This window comes from Lachnospira multipara ATCC 19207, from assembly GCF_000424105.1.
GTDB lineage: Bacteria > Bacillota > Clostridia > Lachnospirales > Lachnospiraceae > Lachnospira > Lachnospira multipara.
In genome coordinates this window covers 1-26,118 of sequence record NZ_AUJG01000024.1, presented here as the reverse complement: position 1 = coordinate 26,118, position 26,118 = coordinate 1, and the positions used below count along the sequence as shown (strand labels likewise).

Here is a 26,118-nt window from a genome sequence, read left to right as displayed (position 1 = left end):
ACCTTGAACTCTGGGTTCAAGGGACTCCTCGGCCTTACAAAAAAGGAACCACGGCTTCATGCCGTAGTTCCTTTTTTACTAATGCGGAAGATGGGACTTGAACCCACACGTGTTACCACACAAGAATCTGAATCTTGCTTGTCTGCCATTCCAACACTTCCGCTCACTTAAACTATTTTAAAGCAGACAAAATTTACTGTCAACAAAGGATCATTTTCTTATATCAATAATTGACATCCCGTCTTTATTAGTATTTTAGCGGATTTTTTTCAAAAAATGTGTTGACAATAAATCGTACTGGTGTTAATATATACAAGTCGCTGGCATACAGCAGACAACAAAAACTTAAGCAGACGTGGCGGAATTGGCATACGCGCTAGACTAAGGATCTAGTCCATATTGCTTGGGTGCGGGTTCAAGTCCCGCCGTCTGCACTAGCTAAAGCATCAGGTTTTACCTGATGCTTTTTTATTTTATAAATTCTTTAAAGCTGGCTTAATTAAGCTATTCCCAATATTTCCCGAAGAAAATAATCTTTACATTTTCAAAAAATTCTTTTATTGTTTTACTAATAGCTTTCAAAAAGCACTATTAGGAGGATTTGATTTATGGACTCTTTTGTATTTAGCTTAAACTCTACTATTCCCATCTTCTTAGTCATGATTATCGGTTATGTCATAAGAAGGCTTGGCATCGTTGATGAGCATTTCGCAACCGTGGCAAATCGCTACGTTTTCAAAGTTTCACTACCTGTTTTATTATTTAGAGATTTATCAACCGCAGATTTTAAGGCAGATTTTGATTTAAAATTCGTTTTATTTTGTTTTATTGTAACTTTTCTTATATTTTCTCTAACTTGGTTATTCACGGAAATTTTTATGAATGATGACTCCATGAAAGGGGCTTTTGTGCAGGCTTCTTGCCGTAGTTCTGCCGCAATCCTTGGAATTGCCTTTATTGAAAATATATACGCAGACGCAGGCATGGCACCTTTAATGATTGTTGCTGCTGTCCCACTTTTTAATATTTTCGCAGTAATAATCCTTACCTTTAAGGCTCATCCAGAGCTTCACGGGAAGCCAGCAAACACTGACCTTTCAAAGAAAGATACTATAAAGAAGGCCGCAATTAATATCGCGAAAAATCCTATTATTATCGGCATTTTACTAGGTCTTGCCTCTTCTCTTGCAGGTTTTACATACCCTGCCATAATTAATAAGACTATTGCAAATATAGCTCAAACCGCTACTCCTATTGCTCTTATCTGCATTGGTGCTAGTTTTGAGGGCAGTAAGGCCATAAAGAAAATCAAGCCTACAGTAATCGCAAGCTTTATAAAACTTATTCTACTTGCGGCTATTTTCGTGCCTATTGCCATTCTTATGGGCTTTAGAAACCAGGAACTTATTGCAATCCTTATTATGCTTGCCTCTCCTACAACTGTTACCTGCTTTGTTATGGCTAAAGCTATGGATAACGACGAGGTTTTATCCTCAAGTATTGTAGTGTTAACCACACTTTTATCTAGTGTGACCTTGACTGCATGGATATTTATTCTAAGATATTTTGCATTGATATAGATATTTTTTAGTTGACAATAACTTTTTATACGATTAGTATAAAGGAAGGGCAATAACGCCCATAAACACTTAAGTTTTAATAATTATACGAGGGGATGGAAGTATTCGTTTGAGTACTTCCATTTTCATTTATAAAGGCCACTCATTTTATTAAATTCGATATATTTTTAAATTACATCTGTTATTATTCAATCACATCTAATTTAGGAATTTCCAAATCTGTTCCAATAAGAATACAATTTTGCTTTTCAAGACTTGATAGGTCGGGCCTTACAGGGTAGACATATACATTTTTAAAATTCGCCCCAAAAACCTCCCTAGCTTTTTTAAGATCATTGGCAAAAAAGCCCGTTAAGGCCGTGATAATATTTACCATATAGATGCCGCCAGCGTTTAGGTGACGCTTAATCTGTGCCACGCCTCTATAAGACATAAGGCCTGAATTAAGGCTTGCGCCAATATAAGCGTCGTTGATGATTAAATCGTAGTTTTTCTCGCATGCCGCCAAAAATTGCATTCCATCCTGAATGTGGATACCTAGACGACCGTTATCTGCTCCATTTGCGGCCTTTGCATACATTTTTATATAATCCTCTAAATAGAAGTATTTCTTGGCTATTTCAAGCATTTCCGGGTTTATCTCCACCACATCAAGCCTAGCCTCTGGGTAGTGGCTTAGATAATATTTGGGATATGAAAATGCAGCGCCGCCGATAAGCAAACTATCCTTAATCTGACTATTTATCATAAAGGCGTTAGCAAATTGCTTGGTGTAGGCAAAGCAAAGCTCGTCTCTTTTTTCTGGTGCCTTAAACATGGCAGATTCCTTCTGGAAATTTACCAGCAAATATCTAACTTCCTCACCATTATCGTCAAGCTGGTCCCTAACCATGATTTTCCCATAGCCTCTAGACTTTGTGGCATATAAATTCTTCTCTTTTGCCTCGTCGTAATTCTTCATATCCATTCTCCTAGATTATGCTCTTTTATGAAAATGTATCTATTATCTTCATAAAAAAATTATAGCATAAGGAATCGTTGCAGGTCGAATGCTTTTAAGTTGAATGCTTTAAATCGATGCTTTTAGAGCATAAAAAAACACCAAGATTTCTCTTGGTGTTTTTTATCATAAAGAATTAGTATTCCATGAATTCGTTAATGTCTCTTAAAACATCTTCCATTTCATTATTACCATCATTAATTGTAAGCTGAAGTGGCTTGCTAATATCTAGGCTAAATAAACCTACTAATGACTTACCATCCACGCAGCTGTAACCTGACTCCACGTCAAAACCACAACCATATTTACTAATTGCACTTACAAATCTCTGGACTTTCTCCACTGAGTCCAAAAGTATAGATACTGTTAACATATCCCTACCTCCCCATTTTTAATTCTAATCCTCTCAAGGCAAAATATTCTAGATATTCTGCGCATTTACCAGCTCTTTTCTTAAGCCTTAACAAATATACTATATAAAAACTCAAATTGCAACTTTTGTGGGGGGATTTTATTGTTTTAAAAATTAAATCTTATTGTGAATTTTTGTTGATTAATTATATAATATACCAATTTCTTTGTGCAATTTATACAAGTAATTGTCTGTAAATTCACAAAATGTCCTTTTTTTACAAAAATCAGATGTTGATAATTTAAGTTTTTGGAACCATTTTCAGGTACCTTAGTACTATTATAGTATTACTAAAGTATTTAGGGGTATAAAATTACATTCTAAAAAATCCCTCTAAATTCCTTTTTTTGAGATTTTTTCACCAATAAAAACGGACCTAAAAGCTAATTTATTGCCTTAGGTCCATTAATTTTCTTTGTTAGCATCCCGCTGATATTCCTATTAGTATCTTACATTGATATAACTTGTGCTATTCCGTTTTTAATCCTCCCGTAGAGGTTCCCCTCGTAAACTATGCAGTTTCTTCCGTTATTCTTAGCTGCGTAAAGGGCTTTGTCTGCATTTTCATAAAGCTTATCAAAATCCTTACCATAGCCAGGAACAAAAGTAGCCGCACCAATACTTACGGTAACATAATTAGAAATTGCCTTATAGGCATGTGGAATCTTTGCAGCTTCTAGGTTTCGTCTAATCTTTAGGGCTAGCTGAACGATGTTGTTCTCATCTGTGTCCTGCACGAAAATAATGAACTCCTCGCCGCCAGTTCTTGTTACAACATCAGTACTTCTCTGGGCTGACTCTCTTAAAACCCTTGCAACTTGCTTAAGACACTCGTCACCTTGTGGGTGTCCATAAGCATCGTTATATTTTTTAAAATAATCAATATCTAAAGCCAAGATACCAACCGACACCTTATTTCTCTCACAATATGGCCAAATGGCGTTGGCACGACTCTCTAGGCCGCGTCTATTAAACAAGCCTGTAAGTGGATCGTGTTCTGAATAATCCGTCTTTTTTCGCAAAGAATTATTCATCTTCTCATGTCGCAAGTTAATGTTATGCTGATATCTTGAGACAAACATAGTCAAAATCTGAATCAGACACACATCTATAACGGATCTCACATCCATTCTGAAAACGAGAACCATAGTCACCATTATCACGGACATGGCAATAATTATTATGAGTCGATCTTTTTCATTAACTATTGGAACAAATATAAAATACGCACAAGCGATGATGTATAAAATCTCGGAATCAAAGACTTTCATATCACTTCCAGATGCCAGCATTAGCATGATGACAGTGATTACATAATAGGACATGTAAAGAATCTTAAAAGTCTCAAATTCGTCGTTTCGCACTTGAATATAAAGTACAACGCAATAGCTAATCTGGATTATTTCCAAAATCACTGCGCCTATCATAAATGCTATCTTAAGGCCGTTGTCGCTCCAACTTGTGAGTCCGTAGGCTAGCATTAAAAATGGCAAAATCACCGCCAAAACAAAAGATGACTTAATTGCCCTTTTCATATTTGTTAATTCGATATTCTTTTTTGAAATGCTGTTTTTTCTATCCCTCATATTACAAATCCCCCAGTTTCGCACGAACAACTTAATACATTATTACTATACTATATTATGAGGAAATTCACAAGCGCTATACAAGATATTGCGTCGGATATGGTGGAAGCCCCTGGGGGAGGGGGTGGCACGAACGGACATTGCATCTCGAGCACTAAGTTTGGGAGAGACACGCTCCCGCTATCTAACCTTGGCAAAGGATACTAAGAAAGTTGGCTATATCCTTTGGATATGCCAACTTTCAAGTACCTGCCAGGTTAGCATGTCCTCCCAAACTTGTGCTCGAGATTTCATTGTGCCCCACCCCCGAGGGGCTTCGACACATATCCGGACGTGTAGTGGGGAGATGTAGAACGGGTGTGATGTTGTGAAACGAACGCCATGCGCTTCGCTGTGGCTGGGAGTGTGAGGGGATGAAGTGGATTGTGGTGGGTCGGGACGGACTTGCTTTATTAGGGAAGGAATACGCTGCCGGGAGTGTGGCGTAGAACAGACGCCAAGCGCTTCGCTGTGGCTGGGAGTGTGAGGGGATGAAGTGTGTGATGGCGCGAGACGGTCGCCATACGCTTCGCTGTGGCTAGATGTATGCTGAGTGAGGGTTTTGATGGGGGTTTTGATGCATAAATTAGGGTTTTATGGCTAAGGGTAAGAATTACACTCATTATAGGCACAGCTTGATTTCTTGGGATCACCGCTTTTAATTGGCTGTTGTGCCTGTAATCTTTTGATATCGGAAATTTAGCCATAAGCTTCTTGGTTGCGCCCCCGAAATTTTATTCTAACTTTTAAATCTTTGTGCCTTTTTTACTTCTACTTTAAGATTTGAGCACAAGAAATTATTAGTGGCTTTCTAAACTTAAGAAATTTGTTGACCTTTGTGAGTTTTATTAGCAAGTTAGGTCAATTTCCGGAAATCTAAGGCCGAATTTCAGCTTTCATTTTCCGGAAAATTTAGAAAAAAAAGTGGCTAAATCCCGCTAATTTAAAGATTCAGCCACTTTGTTCTTATTATATTTCTTGGTGTGTGCCTTTCTTGCTTTAATCGCGGGTTTTCAGGCACCCACGACCGCAACAGCGCTTCGGGACACAATAAACTTCCTAGCGCACCCCACGTTTCACAAGGCCCCACAGCTCTACAAATTTGTATACCCCATCAAGTAAGTATCCACTTCTCTAGCACAGTCTCTACCCTGCTTAATAGCCTTTACTACTAGGGACTGGCCTGTGTGCATATCGCCGGCTGTAAAGACACCCTTTACGTTTGTTGCAAAGCCATCAAGACTTGTCTTTACGTTTGTACGCTCGTTTACTTCTACACCAAAGGCATCAACTACATACTTCTGGCTGCCAAGAAAACCTGCTGCAATAAGGACTAACTCGCAAGGGAGTTCTTTCTGAGTTCCTTCTACTGGAACCATCATCTTTCTGCCAGTCTTCTTATCAAGCTTGCTTTCAAGCTCTACTGTTACTACTGACTTTAAGTTGCCCTTTGCATCCTTTTTGAATTCCTGAACTGTAGTTGTATAGATTCTTGGATCATGACCAAATTTTGCAATTGCCTCTTCCTGACCGTAATCAGTCTTAGAGATGAGAGGCCACTGTGGCCATGGGTTTGTCTCAGTTCTTTCATCCGGTGCCTTTGGCATCATTTCAAGCTGAGTTACTGACTTGCAACCATGTCTAATACATGTACCAACACAGTCATTACCTGTGTCACCACCACCGATAACAATTACATTTTTATTCTTAGCTGAAATAAACTTGCCATCTGTAAGGTTAGAATCAAGTAGGCTCTTTGTTGTTGCTGTAAGGAAATCTACTGCAAAGTAAATGCCCTTAGCATCACGACCTGTTGCTTTGATATCTCTTGGATTTGATGCGCCACAGCAAAGTACTACTGCATCGTAATCCTTAAGGATATCCTTAGCCTTAAGGTCGTTACCAATATCAACGCCTGTCTTAAATTCCACGCCTTCAGCTTCCATGACATCAATTTTTCTATCAATGATGTGTTTTTCAAGCTTCATATTTGGAATACCATATCTTAAAAGTCCACCAACTCTATCTGCTCTTTCAAATACAGTTACATTGTGGCCTCTAAAGTTTAACTGATCTGCTACTGCAAGACCACTAGGACCTGAACCAATGACTGCGATTTTCTTATCTGTTCTAGTCTTTGGTGGCTTAGGGTCTGCATAGCCGTGAGCATAGGCATATTCAATGATAGCCATTTCATTTTCCTTAGTAGAAACTGGCTCCCCGTCTAGGTTACAAGTACAGGCTTTCTCGCAAAGGGCTGGACAAACACGACATGTAAATTCTGGGAAGTTACTTGTCTTTTTAAGTCTGTTGTAAGCCTGCTTGTAGTTTCCTGTATATAATAGGTCGTTCCATTCAGGGATGAGGTTGTTAAGAGGACAACCACTTGTCATCCCCTTAAGAGTTACACCTGCCTGGCAAAATGGTACGCCACAATCCATACAACGTGCTGCCTGTCTTCTCTGAGCCATTTCATCTAGAGGTGTATGGAATTCATTAAAGTTCTTAATTCTTTCTAAAGGAGCAATAGCTTTGGCTCCTACTCGGTTATATTCTAAAAATCCTGTTGCTTTACCCATTACTATATCCTCCTATACTTACTTAGTTGCTGCATAAAATGCTTCAATCTGTGCCTGCTTTGAATTCATACCCTTTTCTTCCATCTGAACTATCATATTTAACATTCTCTTATAGTCATGTGGCATGATTTTCTTAAATCTAGGAAGATACTCTTCGAAGTTTTCTAAGATTAACTTAGCCTTCTTTGAGTTTGTGTTTTTAGCATGCTCTTCAATTAATGTGTGAAGGTCTAATACATCGTACTTATTAGTTACAGCTTCAAGAGAAACTAATGACTTATTTACTCTCTTGTAAAGGGATGTGTCCTCATCAAGTACGTAGGCAACACCACCGCTCATACCAGCTGCAAAGTTCTTACCTGTCATACCAAGAACTACAACGATACCGCCTGTCATGTATTCACAACCATGATCACCAACACCTTCTACAACTGCTGTAGCGCCTGAGTTTCTTACAGCAAATCTTTCTCCTGCCACACCATTTATAAAGGCTCTACCACTTGTTGCGCCGTAAAGTGCTACGTTACCAATAATGATATTTTCATCTTCCTTATAAGTAGCCTTCTTAGGTGGGTAAACTACTAACTTACCACCTGATAAGCCCTTACCAAAGTAATCGTTACTATCACCTTCAAGCTCGATTGTTAAGCCCTTAGGGATAAAGGCACCAAAGGACTGACCGCCAGCACCATTACACTTTAACTTATATGTATCATCCTCTAACTTATCGCTAAATCTTCTTGTGATTTCAGCACCAAGTAAAGTACCAAGAGATCTATCTGTATTTGTAACATTTGTCTCAAAGCTATAAGGCTCTTCTTCATCAAAGGCCTTAGTAAATTTCTTAAGAAATACTTTTTCATCCACTGTCTTTTCAAGTTGGAAGTCAAATACCTTCTTAGAATCATACTTAATCTGAGAAGCTTCCTTGATGTATGGATTATCAAGAATCTGCTTTAGAGATACCTTTGACCATCTACCTGAATTTGTAACTTCCTTGCTTGTAAGTAAATCAGTTCTACCAACTAATTCATCCACTGTCTTGATTCCAAGCTTAGCCATGATTTCACGTAATTCCTGAGCAATAAATCTCATGAAGTTTACAACGTATTCTGGCTTACCCTTAAATCTCTTACGAAGCTCTGGATTTTGTGTTGCAACACCCACAGGGCAAGTATCAAGGTTACATACTCTCATCATCACACAACCCATTGTTACAAGTGGAGCTGTGGCAAAGCCGAATTCTTCAGCACCAAGCATAGCTGCAATAGCTACGTCACGACCACTCATAAGCTTACCATCAGTTTCAACTATAACCTTATTTCTAAGACCGTTCATAATTAATGTCTGATGTGCTTCTGCAAGACCAAGTTCCCAAGGAAGACCTGCATTGTGGATGGATGACTTTGGAGCTGCACCTGTACCACCGTCGTAACCTGAAATAAGAATTACGCCAGCACCAGCCTTTGCAACACCTGAAGCGATTGTACCAACACCGGCTTCAGATACTAACTTAACGGAAATTCTCGCATTTTTATTAGCATTCTTTAAATCGTAGATTAACTGAGCTAAATCTTCGATTGAGTAAATATCATGATGTGGTGGAGGTGAAATAAGGGCAACACCTGGAGTTGAAAGACGAGTCTTAGCAATCCATGGATAAACCTTCTTTCCTGGAAGATGTCCACCTTCACCTGGCTTAGCGCCCTGTGCCATCTTAATCTGAATTTCCTTAGCAGAAACAAGATACTTAGATGTAACACCAAATCTACCTGAAGCTACCTGCTTGATGGCTGAGCATCTGCTTCTTCCATCTGCATCTGGTGTAAGTCTATCCTCATCTTCACCACCTTCACCAGAGTTAGATTTTCCATGAAGCATGTTCATAGCAATAGCCATTGTTTCGTGAGCTTCCTTAGAAATTGAACCATAAGACATAGCACCTGTCTTAAATCTTCTAACGATAGAATCTACTGATTCAACCTCATCTATATCAATGCCTGTCTTAGGGAACTTAATGTCCATAAGACCTCTTAAATTCTTAACACCTGTCTCTTTATTAATTAGACTTGTGTATTCCTTAAATGTTTCGTAGTCGCCATTTCTAGTAGCAAGCTGGAGCAAATGTATTGTCTGTGGATTGTATAAATGCTCCTCCTGGTTACTTCTTGACTTATGAGCACCAACTGAATCAAGAGTTGTATCAACATTTAATTCAAGCTGATCAAAAGCCTTTGAGTGAAGAACTTCAACATCTTCCTCAATATCCTTTAAAGAAATACCTTCAACTCTTGATACACAACCTGAGAAATACTTATTAATTACATCAGAATTAATACCGATTGCCTCAAAAATCTTAGCACCCTGATATGACTGGATTGTAGAAATACCCATCTTAGCTGCGATTTTTACAATACCGTTAATAATTGCCTTATTGTAGTCATCGACCGCTGCGTTATAGTCCTTATCAAGCATGTTGTAATCAATTAATTCCTGAATTGACTCAAGGGCAAGATATGGGCAAATTGCTGAAGCACCAAAACCAAGTAATGTTGCAAAATGGTGTACATCTCTTGGCTCACCTGACTCTAAGATAACTGCCATACTAGTTCTCTTCTTAGTCTGTACAAGGTGCTGCTGTACTGCTGATACTGCAAGTAATGAAGGGATAGCGACATGATTTTCATCCACACCTCTATCTGAAAGGATAAGGATATTAGCACCCTCCTTATAAGCTCTATCACATTCAATAAATAAGTGATTAATAGCCTTTTCAAGAGAAGTGTTCTTATAGTAAATAATAGGCACTGTCTCTACCTTAAAGCCTTCTACCTTCATTGACTTAATCTTAAGTAAGTCAGAGTTTGTAAGAATAGGATTGTTGATTCTAAGCTGCTTACAGTTCTTAGCCTCTGCCTGTAAAAGATTACCATCTGTACCAAGGTAAACTGTTGTTGATGTTACAACTTCCTCACGAATTGAATCGATAGGTGGATTTGTAACCTGAGCAAATAACTGCTTAAAATAGTTAAATAATGGCTGATGATGATTTGAGAGTACTGCAAGTGGAGTATCAATACCCATAGCTCCAGTTGCTTCACCGCCATTAAGTGCCATTGGTAAAATTGAAGTCTTAAAGTCTTCGTATGTATAACCAAAGGCCTTTTGAAGTCTTGCTCTTTCTTCCTTAGTATGCATAGGTGTCTTCTTGTTTGGAATCTTTAAGTCTGCAAGCCAAACAAGCTCAGAATCAACCCATTCGCCATAAGGCTTTTCTGATGCAAAATGTTCCTTTAACTCATCATCAGAAATAACCTTGCCCTTTGTTGTATCCACAAGGAGCATCTTACCTGGACGAAGTCTATCCTTCTTTGCAATTCTTGACTCATCAATTTCAAGTACACCAACCTCTGATGAAAGAATGATGTAACCATCATTTGTTACATAGTATCTTGAAGGTCTAAGACCATTTCTATCAAGGATAGCGCCCATTACATCACCATCTGAGAAGAGGATTGATGCAGGACCATCCCAAGGTTCCATCATTGTTGCATAGTATTGATAGAAATCCTTCTTATTCTGGCTCATAGACTTATTCTTAGCCCATGGCTCAGGAATTGTAATCATAACAGCAAGTGGAAGTGGCATTCCATTCATAACAAGGAATTCAAGAGTATTATCAAGCATAGCTGAATCTGAACCATTTACATTTACTACTGGTGTGATCTTAGCCATTTCCTCTTCTAAGTATGGAGAAACCATTGTCTCTTCTCTTGCAAGCATTCTATCTGCATTACCCTTAATAGTATTAATTTCACCGTTGTGAACAATAAATCTATTAGGATGAGCTCTTTCCCAACTTGGATTTGTGTTAGTAGAGAAACGCGAATGTACAAGGGCGATAGCTGATTCGTAAGCTTCATCCTGTAAATCGAGATAGAATTTTCTTAACTGACCAACTAAAAACATACCTTTGTAAATTACTGTTCTACTAGAAAGTGAACATACATAAGTATCCTCTGCTGTCTGCTCAAATACACGTCTTGCTACATAAAGTCTTCTATCAAAGTCGATACCCTGATTTACCTTCTTAGGTCTTTTAACGAAAGCCTGCTCAATAAATGGCATGCAGTCGATTGCCTTCTTACCAAGAACTGATGGTGTTGTTGGAACTTCTCTCCAACCAAGGAATTCCATACCTTCCTTCTCAACAATAATCTCAAACATCTTCTTGGCTCTGTTTCTTGCAAATTCATCTCTAGGGAAGAAGAACATACCAATTCCGTAGTCTCTTTCTTTTCCAATAGAAATTCCTGTGTTCTTTGTAACCTTTTCGAAAAATTTATGAGAAATCTGAAGAAGGATTCCCACACCGTCTCCTGTTTCTCCCTTAGCATCCTTACCTGCTCTGTGTTCCAAATTTTCCACAATACTTAACGCATCAGATACTGTCTTGTGTGTCTTCACACCATTGATGTTAACTACGGCACCAATACCACAGTTATCATGTTCAAAGTCTGCCCTATATAGTCCTGGTTTTCTCATTTCTTTTTCCATAAGCTAATCCCTTTCCTAAAGATAAATTGCAAGTCAAATCTATTAGTAACTTCCTCATAACTAAAACAGCCAATCGCCATAACTGGCATATTTACTTGCTTGTGAGAAATCTTAAAACTTTTTGGAAAACTTGTAAAATTAAATTGTCAGACAATTCATTCCCGATAAATACACATTTTCAAAAGAATTAGTCTGGTTAGTTGCAACGAATTGTGTCTAAATTGTGTGAAATTTCATAAAAAAATAGCCCCAAAAGCACTTTAAATTATTAAAAAGTGGCTTTTTAGGGCTATCTTTAAATTTTTTCAAAATAATATTAAGATACAATTCCAACAATTTACTTTTGTAGGAGTTTTTCGCTTTAAATTATTAACTTAGTTTTCAAAATGTCCGCTTAAGAAAATTAAGTGTAAGGTGTTTTTGCCTAATTTACTTAATTTTATAAAGCATATACTATTTTAAATTAAGAAGTCTACAGCAGCTTCCATAACCTTATAGGTAACTTCTTTTCTTGCACCGCCATATTCCCCATCAAAGGTCCAATCTACGTCCACATCAGATTTAAAGCTAATATGGCTAGTCTTTAGATTGTGCACCATCTTACACTTGTCATAATCCTGTGTAATATATGCGCCAAGTAGTTCTTGTGCATCTAATGGTGTCTTAATTTCCTTTACAAGTAGAACTTCAAAAATTCCATCCTGTAAATCCACTGTGTTACCAATAATGCCCTTCATGCCACCTACTGACTGAGTATTACTTACCATGCCGTATAGGAAATTGCCTTCTATATTAAATTCATTTCCATTCTCATCAATACCTGAAACCTGCATGTATTGTGGCTTTAAATTAAGCAATTCCTTTGCGCCAGAAAAGACGTAGGCCTGATGACCTAACACGTTTTTTAACTCCTGTGGAGTATTATAGCTTACCTGTGTAAATGCGCCAAAGGCCGCAACATAGTTAAAGGACCTCTCATACTCTCCATCTGTGTAAACTAGTCCAATATCTACAGGGTAAATATTACCATTAGCAATAGCAGTAGCTGCCTGCACCATGTTCTTATCAATATTTAGACTTGCAGCAAAATCATTAGTACTTCCACTTGGTATATATCCGATTTGAGGCTTATTCTCTAAACGCAAAATCGCCCCTACTACTTCATTTAAAGTACCATCGCCACCGCTACACACAATGACATCATAATTTTCACCAACTTCTAATACCTTCTCATATCCATCATTGGCCTTCTTTGTAGGGTAAACAGTTATCTCGTAGTCTGCCTCTGATAGAATCTGAATTATCTGCATTAGGCTATTCTTAATAAGTCCTTTTCCTGAATTAGGGTTAAATACCAATAATAACTTCTTCATAGTATCCTCCTCTGTTTCTCTACATTTCTAAGCTTATATTTGAAAATGTAACATCAGCGTTTCTACTTACAAATAATCCAAGATATACATGCTCAGGATCAACTGTTGTAAGCTTAAAGTCAAAGCCGCCAGTTATAACATCTCCATCATCAAAACTTGCGCCATATCCATCTTCTGTTGCAAAAAGGCAAGCCTTCACTGTCATACCTTTCTTAATTTCTCTTCTAAGCTTTGAGCCAAGAACCTGCTCGCTACTTCTTCTTGCAAAGCAATTTGTAGCATTTTCCTTCTTAGTAAGGAAGAGTGGAGCTGCTGCCACATAATCTCCTAATACGTCAGCTGTTTCCATATCAACATAGACATCATCCCTTACCATAAGTCCAAAGGAAACCTGGTCATTACTAAAATAGTCATTAACTGTTATATCTGCTGTTAGCTTAAATTTAGTTGCTGCTGGAATCTGCTTAAAGGCAAATAAGATACCATCTGTTACAATACTAATCTTACCTCTGTTCTCTCTTACCGCCATTCTAATAGCAGGCTTTCCATCCTTTTCTTCAAGCTCACAGCTAAAGTCCTTATTATCTGCAGGAGCTAAAATATCACCAAAAGCTGATACCTTAAAGCCTTCTACATCCTTAAAGAGCTTACTTGCCTCTAAGTTAGAATTAAATTCTACTGGCTTATAATCTTTATTAGCCTCAAGGTAGTTTTCCTTAGCAGGGTATGGCATGTAATTAGCTAGGTCTATTACATTTTCAGAAAGACCAGCAATTCCAAGCTTCTTAATAGTCTTCATAACAAAAAATGCATTGACGTAGGCGCCCCATACATTAGTGTGAGTGTTATCTACACTTACCATGTTATTACAAGACCAAGCGTGAAGATAAGCAGTTTCCTCAACTCCAAGCTCCTCATAAAACTTTCTTGTAATCTCTGTCATATCAACTAGGGCAACATGTGTATCTGCTGCTAGCTTTCTTACTGCCTCTGGATAATCGCCACCCTTAAAATCACCGTTATCCTCAGTGATATGTAGCTGAACCTTGCTCCAATTATCCTCAGTCTTACGTCTAACAATAGGTGTAGCAAGAATTGGCACCACTCCTGCTGTTCTTGCAGGTTCAATATAGTTTACATATAGTGAGTTTGCAAAACTTCCTTCTGTCTTATAGTCTCCCACTGCAGTTCTAAATCTGTCTACTTCAGCCTTCTCATCATTATGGCCAAAGCCCATAAGTAGGAAATCTCCAGACTCCATATTATTCATCAATGTTTCGTAATTTTCTTCTTTAGTAAAGGAAAGAGAACTTCTACCTGAAAGTGCAATGTTTACCACTTCTACCTTATCATTTAGGTATTCTCCCAATTTTGTTCCGTATCCATATCTTGGATAATAATACTTGTCTTCAAAACTACTAAGTGTAGAATCTCCAACAACCCATAACTTACTCATAAATCTCTCCTTTATTGCCAAAGCAATTTAAAATTGCGCATTTATAAGATTAATACATTGAAAAAGTTTTATCAATATTAGAAGTGTTTATTTAAGAAATTCTTTCGAAGTTCCTCTTCTCTCTTCTCCACATCTTCAAGCAATTCCCTTGCAGACATTAAAATGCATCCCTGACCTCTAATAATCACCTGTTCCACTCCATCAGAGGTTGCCACTGTTACATTTCTTTTTCTGCCATTTTCATGGGCAAATTTTTCTATGTAATGATCTGCAGTTTCCGCTTCCTTAGTGTAAACCACATGAATGTTATTAAGATCTACAAACTCTTCTTGATGTCCCTTTACCTTATAGGCATCAAAAACCACAATAAGCTCTGAATGAATTAGAGACTGATAATGCTGCATAATATCAAGGAGTCTACCCCTTGCCCCATCAAAATTAGTCTTTTGCAATTCATCAAGTTCTGGCCATGCATGAATAATATTATAGCCATCCACAAGTAGGTAATTCTTTGCACCTTCCTTGTTCTTATTACCATAAAGAGTCAAGTCCTTACCTACATACTTCTCAGAATACAAACTCTCCTTAGAAGAGTCTCCCCAGGCAGTTACATATCTTGCCCCATTATTTTCATTTTTCTTTCTCTTTCTTTCCTTAGCAGCATCTGACTTACTATTAGAGTAGTAGGTTTCAGATAGGATTCTATCTACTTCCTCGGTTCCAATCCACTCATCAGACACTGTTCTTGAGGCAGCTTTAGCATTTATTGGTCGAAGTGTTACATCTCCTGTTGTATGTCCATTTTCTTCAATAATTTCACAGTGAGCGTGGTCTCTAACCTCAAACCATGGCACAGTGTAGCCTGAACCATGGGCGCAAAATACAGAATCTACAGGGTTTCTTGTATCTCTTTCAGGGTCATAAGCCTTAGTCTCAATTACTTCCTCACTATTGTGGCACTCCTTATAGCCTGCCATCTGTAAGCTAATGCGGCCCGTGCCCTTAGTGTAAGTATTAAGCTCAGCCTGATAATTTCCAATGGCTACTACTGGCGCCTCGCCTTGAATTAAGCACTCATCTCCATTATCTATTAAATTAGAGCTGCCGCCCATTCTCTCAATATCTGTCATAGCCCTGCCAATATAGGCTCTATCAAGCCTAATCTCGTAGGCATAGTAAGGCTCTAAAATCACAGACTCTGCCCTCATAAGGCCCTGTCTTATAGCTCTATAGGTAGCCTGTCTAAAGTCGCCGCCCTCTGTATGCTTAGGGTGGGCTCTACCATTTACTAAAGTTATAACCATGTCGGTTATGTTGGCGCGAATTAAGACGCCTTTGTGATTTCTTTCCTGCAAATGTGTCAAAACCAGTCTTTGCCAGTTCTTATCAAGTAAGTCTTCGCTACATTCTGTTTTAAATACAAGGCCAGAACCTCGCTCGCCTTCTTCTAGCTTTAAATGTACCTCTGCATAGTGTCTTAACGGCTCAAAGTGGCCAATACCATAGCTGCTGCCCTTAATAGTCTCTTTATAAACCACACTACCAGTTCCAAAGGAAACCTCTACGCCAAATCTCTTCTTAATAAGTCCTGTTAGAATTTCAAGCTGCACAGCACCCATTAGACTTACAATGATTTCTCTAAATTCTTCATTCCATCTAATATTTAGAGCTGGCTCCTCCTCTTCTAACTGTCTAAGGAGAGGTAGCATAACTAATGGATCCTTATCCTTTGGTAGAATCATCTTATACTCAAGGACTGGTGCTATCACTGCGGTATTTGCTAGATTTTCAATACCAAGACCTTGGCCTGCAGTTACTTCATTTAAGCCCACTATTGCGCAGACATCTCCTGCAGATACCGATTTTGCAGGGCTAAATTTATCACCATTATAGACTCTAATTTGATTTACCTTCTCCTCACCAATCATGTCTTTTGCCTGAAGGCTACCAGAAGTTAATTTCAAATGTACCAATCTATCGTTATTTTCTCTAGTTATCTTTACAACTCTAGCGCCAAAGTCTAGCTCTTCCTTGCCGCTATAAGCATCCTTACTATAATCATTAATTGCATCCAGTAATTCTTCTACACCCTCTAGTTTTAGTGCTGAACCAAAAAGCACTGGAAAGAGATGTCTTTTGTAAATTTCAGACACAATAGTTTCTTTTGAAACTTCCCCAGCTTCCAAATATTCATCTAAGCTTTCATCTGATGCAAAGGAGATTTCCTCCATATCCTTTTTATTAAAATCAATACAGTTAGTGGAAAGTCTATTCTGTAAAATCTTTAAGACTCTTTCTTTACTAGCCCCTGCCTGGTCCATTTTATTCACAAAAATAAAAGTAGGAATCTTAAATTTAGATAGCAAATTCCAAACTGTCTCTGTATGTCCCATAACGCCATCTGCCTGGTCTATTACAATAACTGCAATATCTAATGCCCATAGGTTTCTCTCCATCTCTGCACTAAAATCCACGTGTCCTGGGGTATCTATTAAATTGACTTCAAGGTCCTTATAGTTAAACTTGGCTTCTTTAGAATAAATGGTGATACCCCTATTCTTTTCCACTTCGTCCGTGTCAAGAAAGGCATCACCATTATCAACTCTACCAAGCTTACGTATAACTCCTGTTTTAAAAAGAATGGCCTCTGAAAGTGTGGTTTTTCCAGCATCTACATGGGCAAGCATTCCAATCGTAAGCTTCTTCATATTCTATTCCTACTTTTCTGATATTATTTTATACATGTCTGGTCTTCTATCTCTAAATAGGCCCCATGACACTCTATCCTTTTCTAACTCGTCTAAATCAAAGCTGTGGCAGATTACGCCTTCCACATCTCTTCCAAGTTCCTCAACAATTTCACCTGTGTTATCAGTAATAAAGGATGAACCATAGAAGTTAAGGCTTGATGTCTGACCTCCGTTAGCTTCGCTTGCAGTAACATCCTCACGTCCAATTCTATTAGCTGCAATAACTGGCATTAAATTAGCTGCTGAGTGGCCCTGCATAACTCTTCTCCAGTGTGGCATACTATCTAGCTCTAAGATTGGCTCACTGCCAATGGCTGTTGGGTAAAATAAAAGTTCTGCACCTAAAAGTGCCATAGAACGAGCAGTCTCTGGGAACCACTGATCCCAACAAATTCCCACACCTATCTTTGCAAATTTAGTTTCAAAGGCCATAAAGCCTGTGTCTCCAGGTGTGAAGTAGAATTTTTCCTGATAATAATGATCATCTGGAATATGAGTCTTTCTATATGTTCCAAGATTAGTTCCATCAGCATCAATAACTACAACGCTATTAAATAATCTTGTTATATCCTTTTCATAAACGCTTACAATTACTACAACTGATAATTCCTTAGCGACTTCTATAAAATGATTCACTGCCTTATTATCCTCTATACTTGTAGCAAAGTCATAATAATCGTATCTTCTCTCCTGACAAAAATATTGTCTTTCAAAAAGTTCCGGAATAAGGATAATATTAGCCCCAGCCTTAGCGGCTTCTCGCACGTACTTATCGGCTGTAGCTATATTTTCATCAACATTTCTTGTACAGGCAAACTGAACTGCTGCCACCTTTACTTCTCTTTTATTCATAAATCTCCTTTAGAATTTAATTTAGGCTGCCTTTAAATTCTTCTTTTTTAAAATGTAAACTAAAATCGATAATCCCCATGAACCGCCTACAATAACAATAAACCAAATCACTGAAGCAAGAATTGACTGTTCATGCACTCTTAAGAATGGATATGGTCCATACATAACATTAAGGGCATTAAGAGTAATTGTTACTGCTGCATAAATTACAGTTGGGATAAAATTAATTGCTGTATTTACAAATCTTAAATTCACTACATCCTCAAAGAATGTAAAGCTTATAAAGCTAATGATTGGGCAAAGTGTGTGGTAGTAAAGGTTAGCACCACCAAATAAATACCAGCCTGTCCACTTAAATCCTGCAAGTGGAATTAAAACAAACACAACTACTAAGAAAGTAAGGCACATACATGATGTAGCCATAAATCTAAACTTAGAAACGAAGTTATTTGTCTTTACTTTACCACTCTTAAAGCCTTCATAGCCTGTGATTACAAAGCACAAACTTGAGAGTAAACCAAGGATGTTACTATCCTGTGTGTAATATGAAAATAATCCAAGTCCGTTACTATGTATGCTTACGATTAAACCTACAATTCCCAATACAACTAGGCAAATGTTTAAACAATATGCCACTTTAAATTTACTATACTTATTCATATCTTTTTGAGTCTTTACGCACCTTTCTAAATAATAGGGCAAGCCCCATATTTTTCCTTTTTTAATTGACTATTAAGTCCTCTTAGACTCTCTAATCTATTCTGGAATCTGCATTGTGATACAGTGGATGTTGCCACCACCCACAATAATATCTCTTGCATAGATTCCTATTACTTTTCTATCAGGCATTAATGCCTGTAAAAGAGCGATTGCATCTGCATCTTTCTTATCGTTAAACTTAGGAACTAAAGCGATTCCATTGGCAATATAAAAGTTAGCATAGCTTGCTGCTAATCTCTCGCCTAACTCTCTTTCATCCTCGCCCTCTTCAAATTCATAACCTAATAAATCCTCTTCCTTAATAGTTACAGGAATATCTGGGATATATAACTTATGAACCTTTAGAGGAAGCCCATCGCAATCGGTCTCATTTTCTAAAACCTTTAAATCTGCCATAGACATTGCATACTGTGGATCGTCTTCTTTATCAGTCCAAGCTAATACCACATTAGCTTCTGAGGTAAAGGCACAGACATTGTCCACATGCTCGTTAGTCTCATCATTATAAATTCCATAAGGAATCCAAATAATCTTCTTCATACCAAGGGTCTTTTTAAGGACCTCTTCAATTTCCTGCTTAGATAATTTAGGATTTCTACCAGGACTAAGTAGGCAGCTTTCTGTCGCTATTAAAGTACCCTTACCATCTGTATGAATTGAGCCACCTTCTAAGACGAAAGGGGCTGCATCAAAGTAGTCATATCCTAATTCATTGCAAATGTTAATAGCTAGCTTATCATCCTCTTCCCAGTGGGCATACAAACCGTCATAGTCCCCGCCCCAAGCATTAAAGGAAAAGTTAACTCCACAGACAGCTTTGTTGTCTCCCAACTTTTTTACAAAAATTGGAGATGTATCTCTAGCCCAAGCATCGTTAGTATCTGCAATTACTATCTTAATGTTCTTATTTATTAAATCAGAATCAGCCTCATTATCCTTAGATAAAAGATAAGACTTAGCCTCTTCTTCATATTCCTTACTTGCTACCATTATAAGCTCTTCATGTCTTGCAATATGTCTTGCAATTTCAGTAAAGACTTCCTTAGCCTTTACACCACCATTAGGCCAAGAACCTGGTCTAGTGGGCCAAATCATAATAGTTGCCTTATGTCTATCATATTCTGCAGGCATTCTATATTCTGCCATACATGCTTTATTATCTATTCTCATTATAACCTCATAAATGTGATAGGATTAAAAAATTAATATGCACAAACCGTGCATATTAATTTTATCATAATCTATTTAGTTGTGGAAAATTTAGTTTCATAAAATTTCTATGATCTTAAATCTAAGCTTTATAGACCTTTTCTAACTTAATCTTCCCTTAAAGTCTTCGTAGCCAAATTCCTTAATTATTCTACAATCTCCGTCCTTCATAGTGGCAATGCTTGGAAGAGGAATGCCATTAAAGGTATTATTCTTAACCATAGAATAAATTGCCATATCCTCAAAGATTAGCTTATCTCCTATATTTATCTCACCCTTAAAGCAGTAGTCTCCAATAATGTCTCCTGCAAGGCAGGTAAAGCTTGAAAGTCTATAGACATGACTGTAACCTTCCATGATTTGCTTACCCATGGCTCTCACTGGAGATATGCCATTTTTGTACATTTTCTTAATAGTCCAAATATCAAGGTCAGTATCCTCCACCTTAAGCGCATCTTTAAGGGGTGGAACATAAGGCATCTCAAGGACATCTGGCATATGACAAGCAGCCGATGCATCAAGGATTAGTGTCTCAATGCCGTTATCCACCTTATCAAGAACAGTGGTTACAAGGTAACCTGCATTAAGGGCAATGGCCTCTCCTGGTTCAAGGTAAACTTCGCAGTTATATCTAGCCTTCACCTGATTTATGCATCTAATTAAAGTCTCGATGTCATAATCCTCTCTTGTTATATGATGACCACCGCCAAAGTTTATCCATTTTCTTCCCTTTAAGACAAAATCAAACTTCTCTAAAACCACTTCTAGTGTGGCCTCAAGGTCATCTGAATCCTGTTCACAAAGAGTATGAAAATGTATTCCATCCACACCATCTAGTAGCCTTGGATTAGCTTCTAGTGCTTCCTCTAATTTCTTTAAAGTCACGCCAAATCTAGAACCTGGAGCGCATGGGTCATAAATTGCATGGTCTCCCTGTGTGGAAAATTCCGGATTAATTCTTAAACCTACGCTAACACCTGCTTTTTGCCAAACTGGTCTATGGTGTTCTAACTGAGAAATTGAGTTAAAGACTATGTGATCACAAATCTTAACTAGTTCTTCCATGTCTTCATCCTTAAAGGCTGGAGCAAAGACATGATTTTCCTTAGCCATCTCTTCCTTTCCAAGGCGGGCTTCATAAATGCCACTAGCTGTAGTTCCACTAATATATTTTGAAATTAAAGGGTAGGTGTAAAAGTTTGAGAAGGCTTTTTGTGCAAGTAAAATCTTACATCCTGCTGCCTTTTCAACACTTTCAAGCACTTTTAAATTTTCCTCTAATTTATTCTCATCTATTACGTAAGCTGGAGTTTTTAAGTCTCTTATGTTCATTTCTTACTCCCTTCTAAAAAAACTAGTAACGCCCGCCTAGTGACGCTACTAGTTTCCAATTAGTTTTATTATTATTCTACAATAGCTGGATTCTCATCAACAACCCATGGTAAGCCCCACTTATTAAGTGCTTCCATGTATGGATCTGGATCAAATTCTTCTACGTTAAATACGCCTGTTCCACTCCACTTACCTGTAACTACCATCATAGCACCAATCATTGCTGGCACACCTGTTGTATAAGAAATAGCCTGTGAGCCTACTTCCTTGTAGCATTCCTGATGATCACATACATTATAGATATAAATTGTCTTATCCTTACCATCCTTCTTACCCTTAAAGATACAACCGATATTTGTCTTACCTACTGTTCTTGGGCCAAGTGTTGCAGGATCTGGTAATAATTCCTTTAAGAACTGAATTGGAACAATATCTACTCCATTGAAGTTAACTGGATCTGTTCTTAACATACCTACATTTTCTAAACACTTCATATGTGTTAGGTAGCTCTGACCAAATGTCATAAAGAATCTAATTCTCTTAATCTCTGGATAATTCTTTGCAAGAGATTCGATTTCTTCGTGGTGAAGTAAATACATATCCTTCATACCAACTTCTGGGAAATCGTATTCTCTCTTAATAGACATTGCTGGGATTTCTACCCAATGTCCATCTTCCCAGTAAGAACCTGGAGCTGAAACTTCTCTTAGGTTGATTTCTGGATTAAAGTTTGTAGCAAATGGATAACCGTGATCACCACCGTTACAATCAAGGATATCTACACTTTCGATTGTATCGAAGTAATGCTTTTTAGCATAAGCTGTAAATACTGATGTAACACCTGGGTCAAAACCAGTACCAAGAAGGCCTAAGATATTAGCTTCCTTGAATCTATCCTGATATGCCCACTGCCATGAGTAATCAAAGTAAGCAGAAAATCCTGCTTCCTTACATCTCTTTTCATAAATAGCCTTCCACTCAGGATCTTCTGTATCCTCTGGTTCGTAGTTAGCTGTATCAATATAGTTAACCTTTGTCTTAAGACAAGCATCCATAATAGTTAAATCCTGGTATGGAAGTGCAAGGTTAAGTACAGCCTCTGGCTTATAGCTTTCAATTAATGCTACTAATTCATCTACATTATCTGCATCTACCTTAGCAGTTGTAATCTTTGTAGTTGTATTTTTTTCTAACTTTTCCTTTAAAGCCTCACACTTAGATACTGTTCTTGAGGCAATACAAATTTCTGTAAATACTTCGCTATTCTGACAACACTTTGTAATAGCAACCTGAGCTACGCCACCGCAGCCAATAATTAATAAACGGCTCATTATTAATCCTCCTTAAAATTAGTCTCTCTCTTCTTCTTCAAGCATATCCTCTACATATTTTGGAAGCATAAATGCGCCTTTATGTAGATTGGTTGTGTAGTAACGTGTCTTGATACCAAGCTTCTTCCATTCTGCTGGCTTAAAGTTATTAATTGGATGATATTTTTTAGATGCAAATCCAAATAACCAATAACCTGATGGACATGTTGGAATATGTGCTTGATAAACTCTACTAATTGGAAAAGCCTTATATGCCTTTCGATGCATTTTCACACATTCTTCCTTGTCTTCTTCATAAAATGGACTTCCGTGCTGGTAAACCATTATACCGTCTTCCTTTAAGGCCTTATAGCAGTTGCCATAAAATTCCTTAGTGAAGAGTCCTTCTGTATAACCAAAAGGATCTGTTGCATCATTTATAATTAAGTCATATTCATCTGACTTGCTTCTTAAAAATCTAAGAGCATCCTGAATATAGACATTAACTCTCTCATCTTCTAGGCCACATGCAAGTTCTGGGAAGTGTTCCTTACAGACTTCCACAAACATCTCATCCGGCTCTACAACATCGATTTGTTCGATTGTTTTATATTGTGTAAGGGCTGTGGCAACGCCACCATCGCCTCCACCAATAATAAGAACTTTTTTAACATTTGGATGAACCGACATAGGTACGTGAGTTACCATTTCATCATAGATAAACTCATCCTTCTCTGAAAAAAGTATCTCACCATCTAGTGCTAAAATCTTGCCAAATTCATCAGATACCAATACATCGATTCTTTGGCAATCTGAAACTCCAGAAAATAGTTGCTTTTCAATTCTCATTGATATCTTCACATTAGATGTGTGAAGTTCAGAAAACCACATTTCCATATCTTAAAACCTTCCTAAACCAAAACCATTAAATTATTAACTTCAGGATCTTCTGTTCCTTGCATAGAACATCCCTTTTCCTTTACATACTCGATATACTCAATAATCTCTTCTGTAATTTCCTCGCCTGGTGCAAGGATTGGGATTCCTGGTGGGTAACACATTACATTTTCACCAGAAATTCTTCCCTTAGTTTCCCTAAGTGGAAGAGATATCTTGTTGGCATAGAAAGCTTCCTGAGGTGACTTAGCAACCACTGGGCTAATAAACTCACCTGTTAGCATACCAGTCTTGTCCTTCTTATAAATTCTTGCAATATCTGCAAGGGCACCAACAAGTCTTTCAATATCTTGTAATCTATCGCCAATGGAGATATAAGCTAAAATGTTACTTACATCGCCAAATTCTATCTGAATATCGTACTCGTCTCTAAGTAAATCATACACCTCAATACCTGCAAGTCCAATACCTAATGTGTGAATTGATAACTTTGTTACATCGTAATCATATACGCTAGTACCGTTAACTAATTCCTTACCATAGGCATAATAGCCACCAATGCTATTGATTTCCTTTCTTGCATATTCGGCCATTTCCATTACCTTTGAAAATGATTTCTCCCCGCGAAGGGCTAAATTTCTACGGGAAATATCAAGGCTTGATAGTAATAAATATGAAGCAGATGTAGACTGTGTTAGATTAATAATCTGTCTTACATAGTCTGCATTAACTCCTTTATTAGTAAGTAAAATTGAACTCTGAGTTAAGCTTCCTCCTGACTTATGCATGGAAATTGCTGACATATCAGCTCCTGCTGCCATACCTGAAATTGGTAGGTCAGGCTGGAAATAAAGATGTGTACCGTGAGCTTCATCGGCTAGCACCTTCATTCCTGCTTCGTGAGCAATCTTAACTATAGATTTAATATCTGAGCAAATACCGTAATAAGTTGGGTTATTAACAAGTACTGCCACTGCGTCAGGATTCTGTCTTATAGCTTCCTCCACACTTGAAACTTCCATTCCAAGAGAGATGCCTAAATCCTTATTAACCTCAGGGTTTACATACACTGGAATCGCACCGCAAAGTACTAATGCATTAATTGCGCTCTTATGTACGTTTCTAGGTAAGATGATCTTATCACCTCGCTTACAGACTGAAAGAATCATAGCCTGCACAGCTGAAGTTGTTCCACCTACCATTAAAAATGCATTCTCTGCCCCAAAAGCACTAGCCGTAAGGTCTTCCGCATCTTTGATTACAGAGATTGGATGACTTAAGTTATCTAGTGGCTTCATGGAGTTTACATCTATTCCAACACAACGCTCACCAAGTAATTCTACTAGTTCTGGGTTACCTCTTCCTCGTTTATGCCCAGGAACATCAAAGGGAACTACTCTTTGTCGTCTTAATTTTTCTAGTGCCTCATATATAGGAGCTCTTGTCTGATCTAGCATAGTACTTGCCTCCTCTTTATAATTTCTGTTTTTTAAGTTGTGTTATCGGACGCTGCAAAACCGGAGGGGTTTTGGGGTCCGGACGCTGCAAGTAGCTTCGCCTTGCAGCTGTTTTTTTTGGCCGGACGCGACTCCGGCTTTGCCTTGTCGCTGGTTGTTTGGCACATCCCTCTACTATTTAGTGACCTACGCATCATTTCGTGCTTCGCACTTTCATGATGCTGCAGAAATTCACAATCCGACGCCTTGCGTCTACTTGCTCATTTCTGTTTGACTGTGCAATAGCACCGCTTTTGCATGCTAGCATGCAAAGCGTGCTGCTGCACAGTTTTAGTCACTAAAGTTTTAGTCACTAAAAAAGAGGCGACCGCGCATACGCACAATCACCTCAATATCAGTCTGTTATAAAATGTAGAGAATTCCTATAGCATTACATGCAAATACGTGTTACTCTTTATTGACCGTTTAACAAGATGATGTGCTAACTAGCACCGATTATAAAGTAATCAACTTAAAAAACAGAGCTTTTGCTCAATCAATAACGTGGGTTTACCACACCGGCAACCGACCCGCCTGTCCGTTAGGCTTAACTTTTTAAATTAGTTTTAAAAAGTGGTCATATTTGCATGAAAAGGGTTACTTCTCATACGCGCAACATTGTAGCAAATTTTACCTTTAGTGTCAAATTTTATCTCGTGAACTACTCCGACTTAATACTTCGTATTTGAAGTCGGAGCTTCTTGCTTCAACCACCACTGCGTAGGCTATCCTATTGGATAACGAACGTCTTACACAGTGTCCACAAGCGTATAAGTTCGGCTAGTTCCTAGCCTACTATAAGATTTATCAGAGTTTAGGCTACTTCAAGCAATCTAAGCCCTTCATTTTTTATGTTTATAGCTGCATTTAGGTCACGGTCCATTGTAAGCCCACACTTACACTTATAGATTCTTTCTTGAAGTGTAAGTTTTTTACGAGAACCACAACAGCTACAAAGTTGTGATGATGG

The 26,118-nt window shown here is 37.9% G+C and carries 17 protein-coding genes and 2 tRNA genes; 2 read left to right on the top strand and 17 right to left on the bottom strand.

From position 1 onward, the window contains the following. Positions 1-82 precede the first annotated feature (82 nt). Positions 83-163, bottom strand: a tRNA-Leu gene (locus G600_RS0112650). A gap of 186 nt (positions 164-349) precedes the next feature. Here G600_RS0112650 and G600_RS0112645 point away from each other — a divergent pair. Together G600_RS0112645 and G600_RS0112640 are read left to right on the top strand one after the other, a co-directional pair. Continuing rightward, positions 350-434 (top strand) — tRNA-Leu (locus G600_RS0112645). Positions 435-608: 174 nt separating this feature from the next. Continuing rightward, entirely contained in the window at positions 609-1,580 is a 972-nt protein-coding gene (locus G600_RS0112640) for an AEC family transporter (RefSeq protein ID WP_027432227.1), read from the top strand. 184 nt (positions 1,581-1,764) lie between these two features. Here the strand turns inward: G600_RS0112640 and G600_RS0112635 are convergent, their stop codons facing one another. The 16 genes from G600_RS0112635 to G600_RS16185 all read right to left on the bottom strand — a co-directional run. Continuing rightward, positions 1,765-2,541: a spermidine synthase gene (locus G600_RS0112635; protein WP_027432226.1), complete on the bottom strand. Its 777-nt coding sequence runs from the start codon at positions 2,539-2,541 to the stop codon at positions 1,765-1,767. A gap of 175 nt (positions 2,542-2,716) precedes the next feature. Beyond that, positions 2,717-2,953 (bottom strand): HPr family phosphocarrier protein, encoded by a 237-nt coding sequence (locus tag G600_RS0112630; RefSeq protein WP_027432225.1) that lies wholly within the window; start codon positions 2,951-2,953, stop codon positions 2,717-2,719. Between the two features lie 488 nt (positions 2,954-3,441). Next, positions 3,442-4,578 carry a GGDEF domain-containing protein gene (locus G600_RS15295; protein ID WP_051195523.1) on the bottom strand — a complete coding sequence of 379 codons (1,137 nt, stop codon included), beginning with the start codon at positions 4,576-4,578 and terminating at the stop codon, positions 3,442-3,444. Between the two features lie 1,133 nt (positions 4,579-5,711). After that, positions 5,712-7,196: a glutamate synthase subunit beta gene (locus G600_RS0112620; protein WP_027432224.1), complete on the bottom strand. Its 1,485-nt coding sequence runs from the start codon at positions 7,194-7,196 to the stop codon at positions 5,712-5,714. Positions 7,197-7,214: 18 nt separating this feature from the next. Continuing rightward, positions 7,215-11,753, bottom strand: coding sequence for a glutamate synthase large subunit (gene gltB / locus G600_RS0112615; RefSeq protein ID WP_027432223.1), 4,539 nt, complete (start codon positions 11,751-11,753; stop codon positions 7,215-7,217). Positions 11,754-12,211: 458 nt separating this feature from the next. Then, a complete protein-coding gene (locus G600_RS14670) occupies positions 12,212-13,126 on the bottom strand; it encodes a diacylglycerol/lipid kinase family protein (RefSeq protein ID WP_034246522.1) in 915 nt (304 codons plus the stop codon). 19 nt (positions 13,127-13,145) lie between these two features. Continuing rightward, positions 13,146-14,582 carry an SGNH/GDSL hydrolase family protein gene (locus G600_RS0112605; protein WP_027432222.1) on the bottom strand — a complete coding sequence of 479 codons (1,437 nt, stop codon included), beginning with the start codon at positions 14,580-14,582 and terminating at the stop codon, positions 13,146-13,148. A 77-nt stretch (positions 14,583-14,659) separates the two neighbouring features. Beyond that, the gene (locus G600_RS14665; protein ID WP_034246519.1) at positions 14,660-17,290 is read right to left on the bottom strand and encodes a translation factor GTPase family protein; all 2,631 of its coding nucleotides are present in this window, start codon (positions 17,288-17,290) and stop codon (positions 14,660-14,662) included. A 9-nt stretch (positions 17,291-17,299) separates the two neighbouring features. Further along, a complete protein-coding gene (aguB, locus tag G600_RS0112595) occupies positions 17,300-18,184 on the bottom strand; it encodes an N-carbamoylputrescine amidase (protein ID WP_027432221.1) in 885 nt (294 codons plus the stop codon). Between the two features lie 21 nt (positions 18,185-18,205). After that, positions 18,206-18,844, bottom strand: coding sequence for a hypothetical protein (locus G600_RS0112590; protein WP_034246515.1), 639 nt, complete (start codon positions 18,842-18,844; stop codon positions 18,206-18,208). A gap of 96 nt (positions 18,845-18,940) precedes the next feature. Continuing rightward, positions 18,941-20,074, bottom strand: a complete 1,134-nt coding sequence (gene aguA / locus G600_RS0112585; RefSeq protein ID WP_027432219.1) for an agmatine deiminase — start codon at positions 20,072-20,074, stop codon at positions 18,941-18,943. Between the two features lie 141 nt (positions 20,075-20,215). After that, positions 20,216-21,445: a carboxynorspermidine decarboxylase gene (gene nspC, locus G600_RS0112580; protein ID WP_027432218.1), complete on the bottom strand. Its 1,230-nt coding sequence runs from the start codon at positions 21,443-21,445 to the stop codon at positions 20,216-20,218. A gap of 71 nt (positions 21,446-21,516) precedes the next feature. Continuing rightward, positions 21,517-22,776, bottom strand: a complete 1,260-nt coding sequence (locus G600_RS0112575; protein ID WP_027432217.1) for a saccharopine dehydrogenase family protein — start codon at positions 22,774-22,776, stop codon at positions 21,517-21,519. 18 nt (positions 22,777-22,794) lie between these two features. Further along, positions 22,795-23,652, bottom strand: a complete 858-nt coding sequence (gene speE, locus G600_RS0112570; RefSeq protein WP_027432216.1) for a polyamine aminopropyltransferase — start codon at positions 23,650-23,652, stop codon at positions 22,795-22,797. Positions 23,653-23,666: 14 nt separating this feature from the next. Beyond that, entirely contained in the window at positions 23,667-25,109 is a 1,443-nt protein-coding gene (locus tag G600_RS0112565) for an aminotransferase class I/II-fold pyridoxal phosphate-dependent enzyme (RefSeq protein ID WP_027432215.1), read from the bottom strand. An 853-nt stretch (positions 25,110-25,962) separates the two neighbouring features. Further along, positions 25,963-26,118, bottom strand: a 156-nt coding sequence (locus tag G600_RS16185) for a zinc ribbon domain-containing protein (RefSeq protein ID WP_155885985.1), incomplete at its 5' end; no start/stop codon positions are given.

Excerpts from the sequence above, each read along its gene's own strand:
- G600_RS0112575 (WP_027432217.1), bottom strand. The coding sequence starts at position 22,776 with ATGAGCCGTTTATTAATTATTGGCTGCGGTGGCGTAGCTCAGGTTGCT.
- G600_RS14670 (WP_034246522.1), bottom strand. The coding sequence starts at position 13,126 with ATGAAGAAGTTATTATTGGTATTTAACCCTAATTCAGGAAAAGGACTT.
- G600_RS15295 (WP_051195523.1), bottom strand. The coding sequence starts at position 4,578 with ATGAGGGATAGAAAAAACAGCATTTCAAAAAAGAATATCGAATTAACA.
- G600_RS0112630 (WP_027432225.1), bottom strand. The coding sequence starts at position 2,953 with ATGTTAACAGTATCTATACTTTTGGACTCAGTGGAGAAAGTCCAGAGA.
- G600_RS0112620 (WP_027432224.1), bottom strand. The coding sequence starts at position 7,196 with ATGGGTAAAGCAACAGGATTTTTAGAATATAACCGAGTAGGAGCCAAA.
- G600_RS0112590 (WP_034246515.1), bottom strand. The coding sequence starts at position 18,844 with ATGAATAAGTATAGTAAATTTAAAGTGGCATATTGTTTAAACATTTGC.
- G600_RS0112605 (WP_027432222.1), bottom strand. The coding sequence starts at position 14,582 with ATGAGTAAGTTATGGGTTGTTGGAGATTCTACACTTAGTAGTTTTGAA.
- gltB (WP_027432223.1), bottom strand. The coding sequence starts at position 11,753 with ATGGAAAAAGAAATGAGAAAACCAGGACTATATAGGGCAGACTTTGAA.
- aguB (WP_027432221.1), bottom strand. The coding sequence starts at position 18,184 with ATGAATAAAAGAGAAGTAAAGGTGGCAGCAGTTCAGTTTGCCTGTACA.
- G600_RS14665 (WP_034246519.1), bottom strand. The coding sequence starts at position 17,290 with ATGAAGAAGCTTACGATTGGAATGCTTGCCCATGTAGATGCTGGAAAA.
- nspC (WP_027432218.1), bottom strand. The coding sequence starts at position 21,445 with ATGAACATAAGAGACTTAAAAACTCCAGCTTACGTAATAGATGAGAAT.
- G600_RS0112640 (WP_027432227.1), top strand. The coding sequence starts at position 609 with ATGGACTCTTTTGTATTTAGCTTAAACTCTACTATTCCCATCTTCTTA.
- G600_RS0112635 (WP_027432226.1), bottom strand. The coding sequence starts at position 2,541 with ATGAAGAATTACGACGAGGCAAAAGAGAAGAATTTATATGCCACAAAG.
- G600_RS0112565 (WP_027432215.1), bottom strand. The coding sequence starts at position 25,109 with ATGCTAGATCAGACAAGAGCTCCTATATATGAGGCACTAGAAAAATTA.
- speE (WP_027432216.1), bottom strand. The coding sequence starts at position 23,652 with ATGGAAATGTGGTTTTCTGAACTTCACACATCTAATGTGAAGATATCA.
- aguA (WP_027432219.1), bottom strand. The coding sequence starts at position 20,074 with ATGAGAATAGATAATAAAGCATGTATGGCAGAATATAGAATGCCTGCA.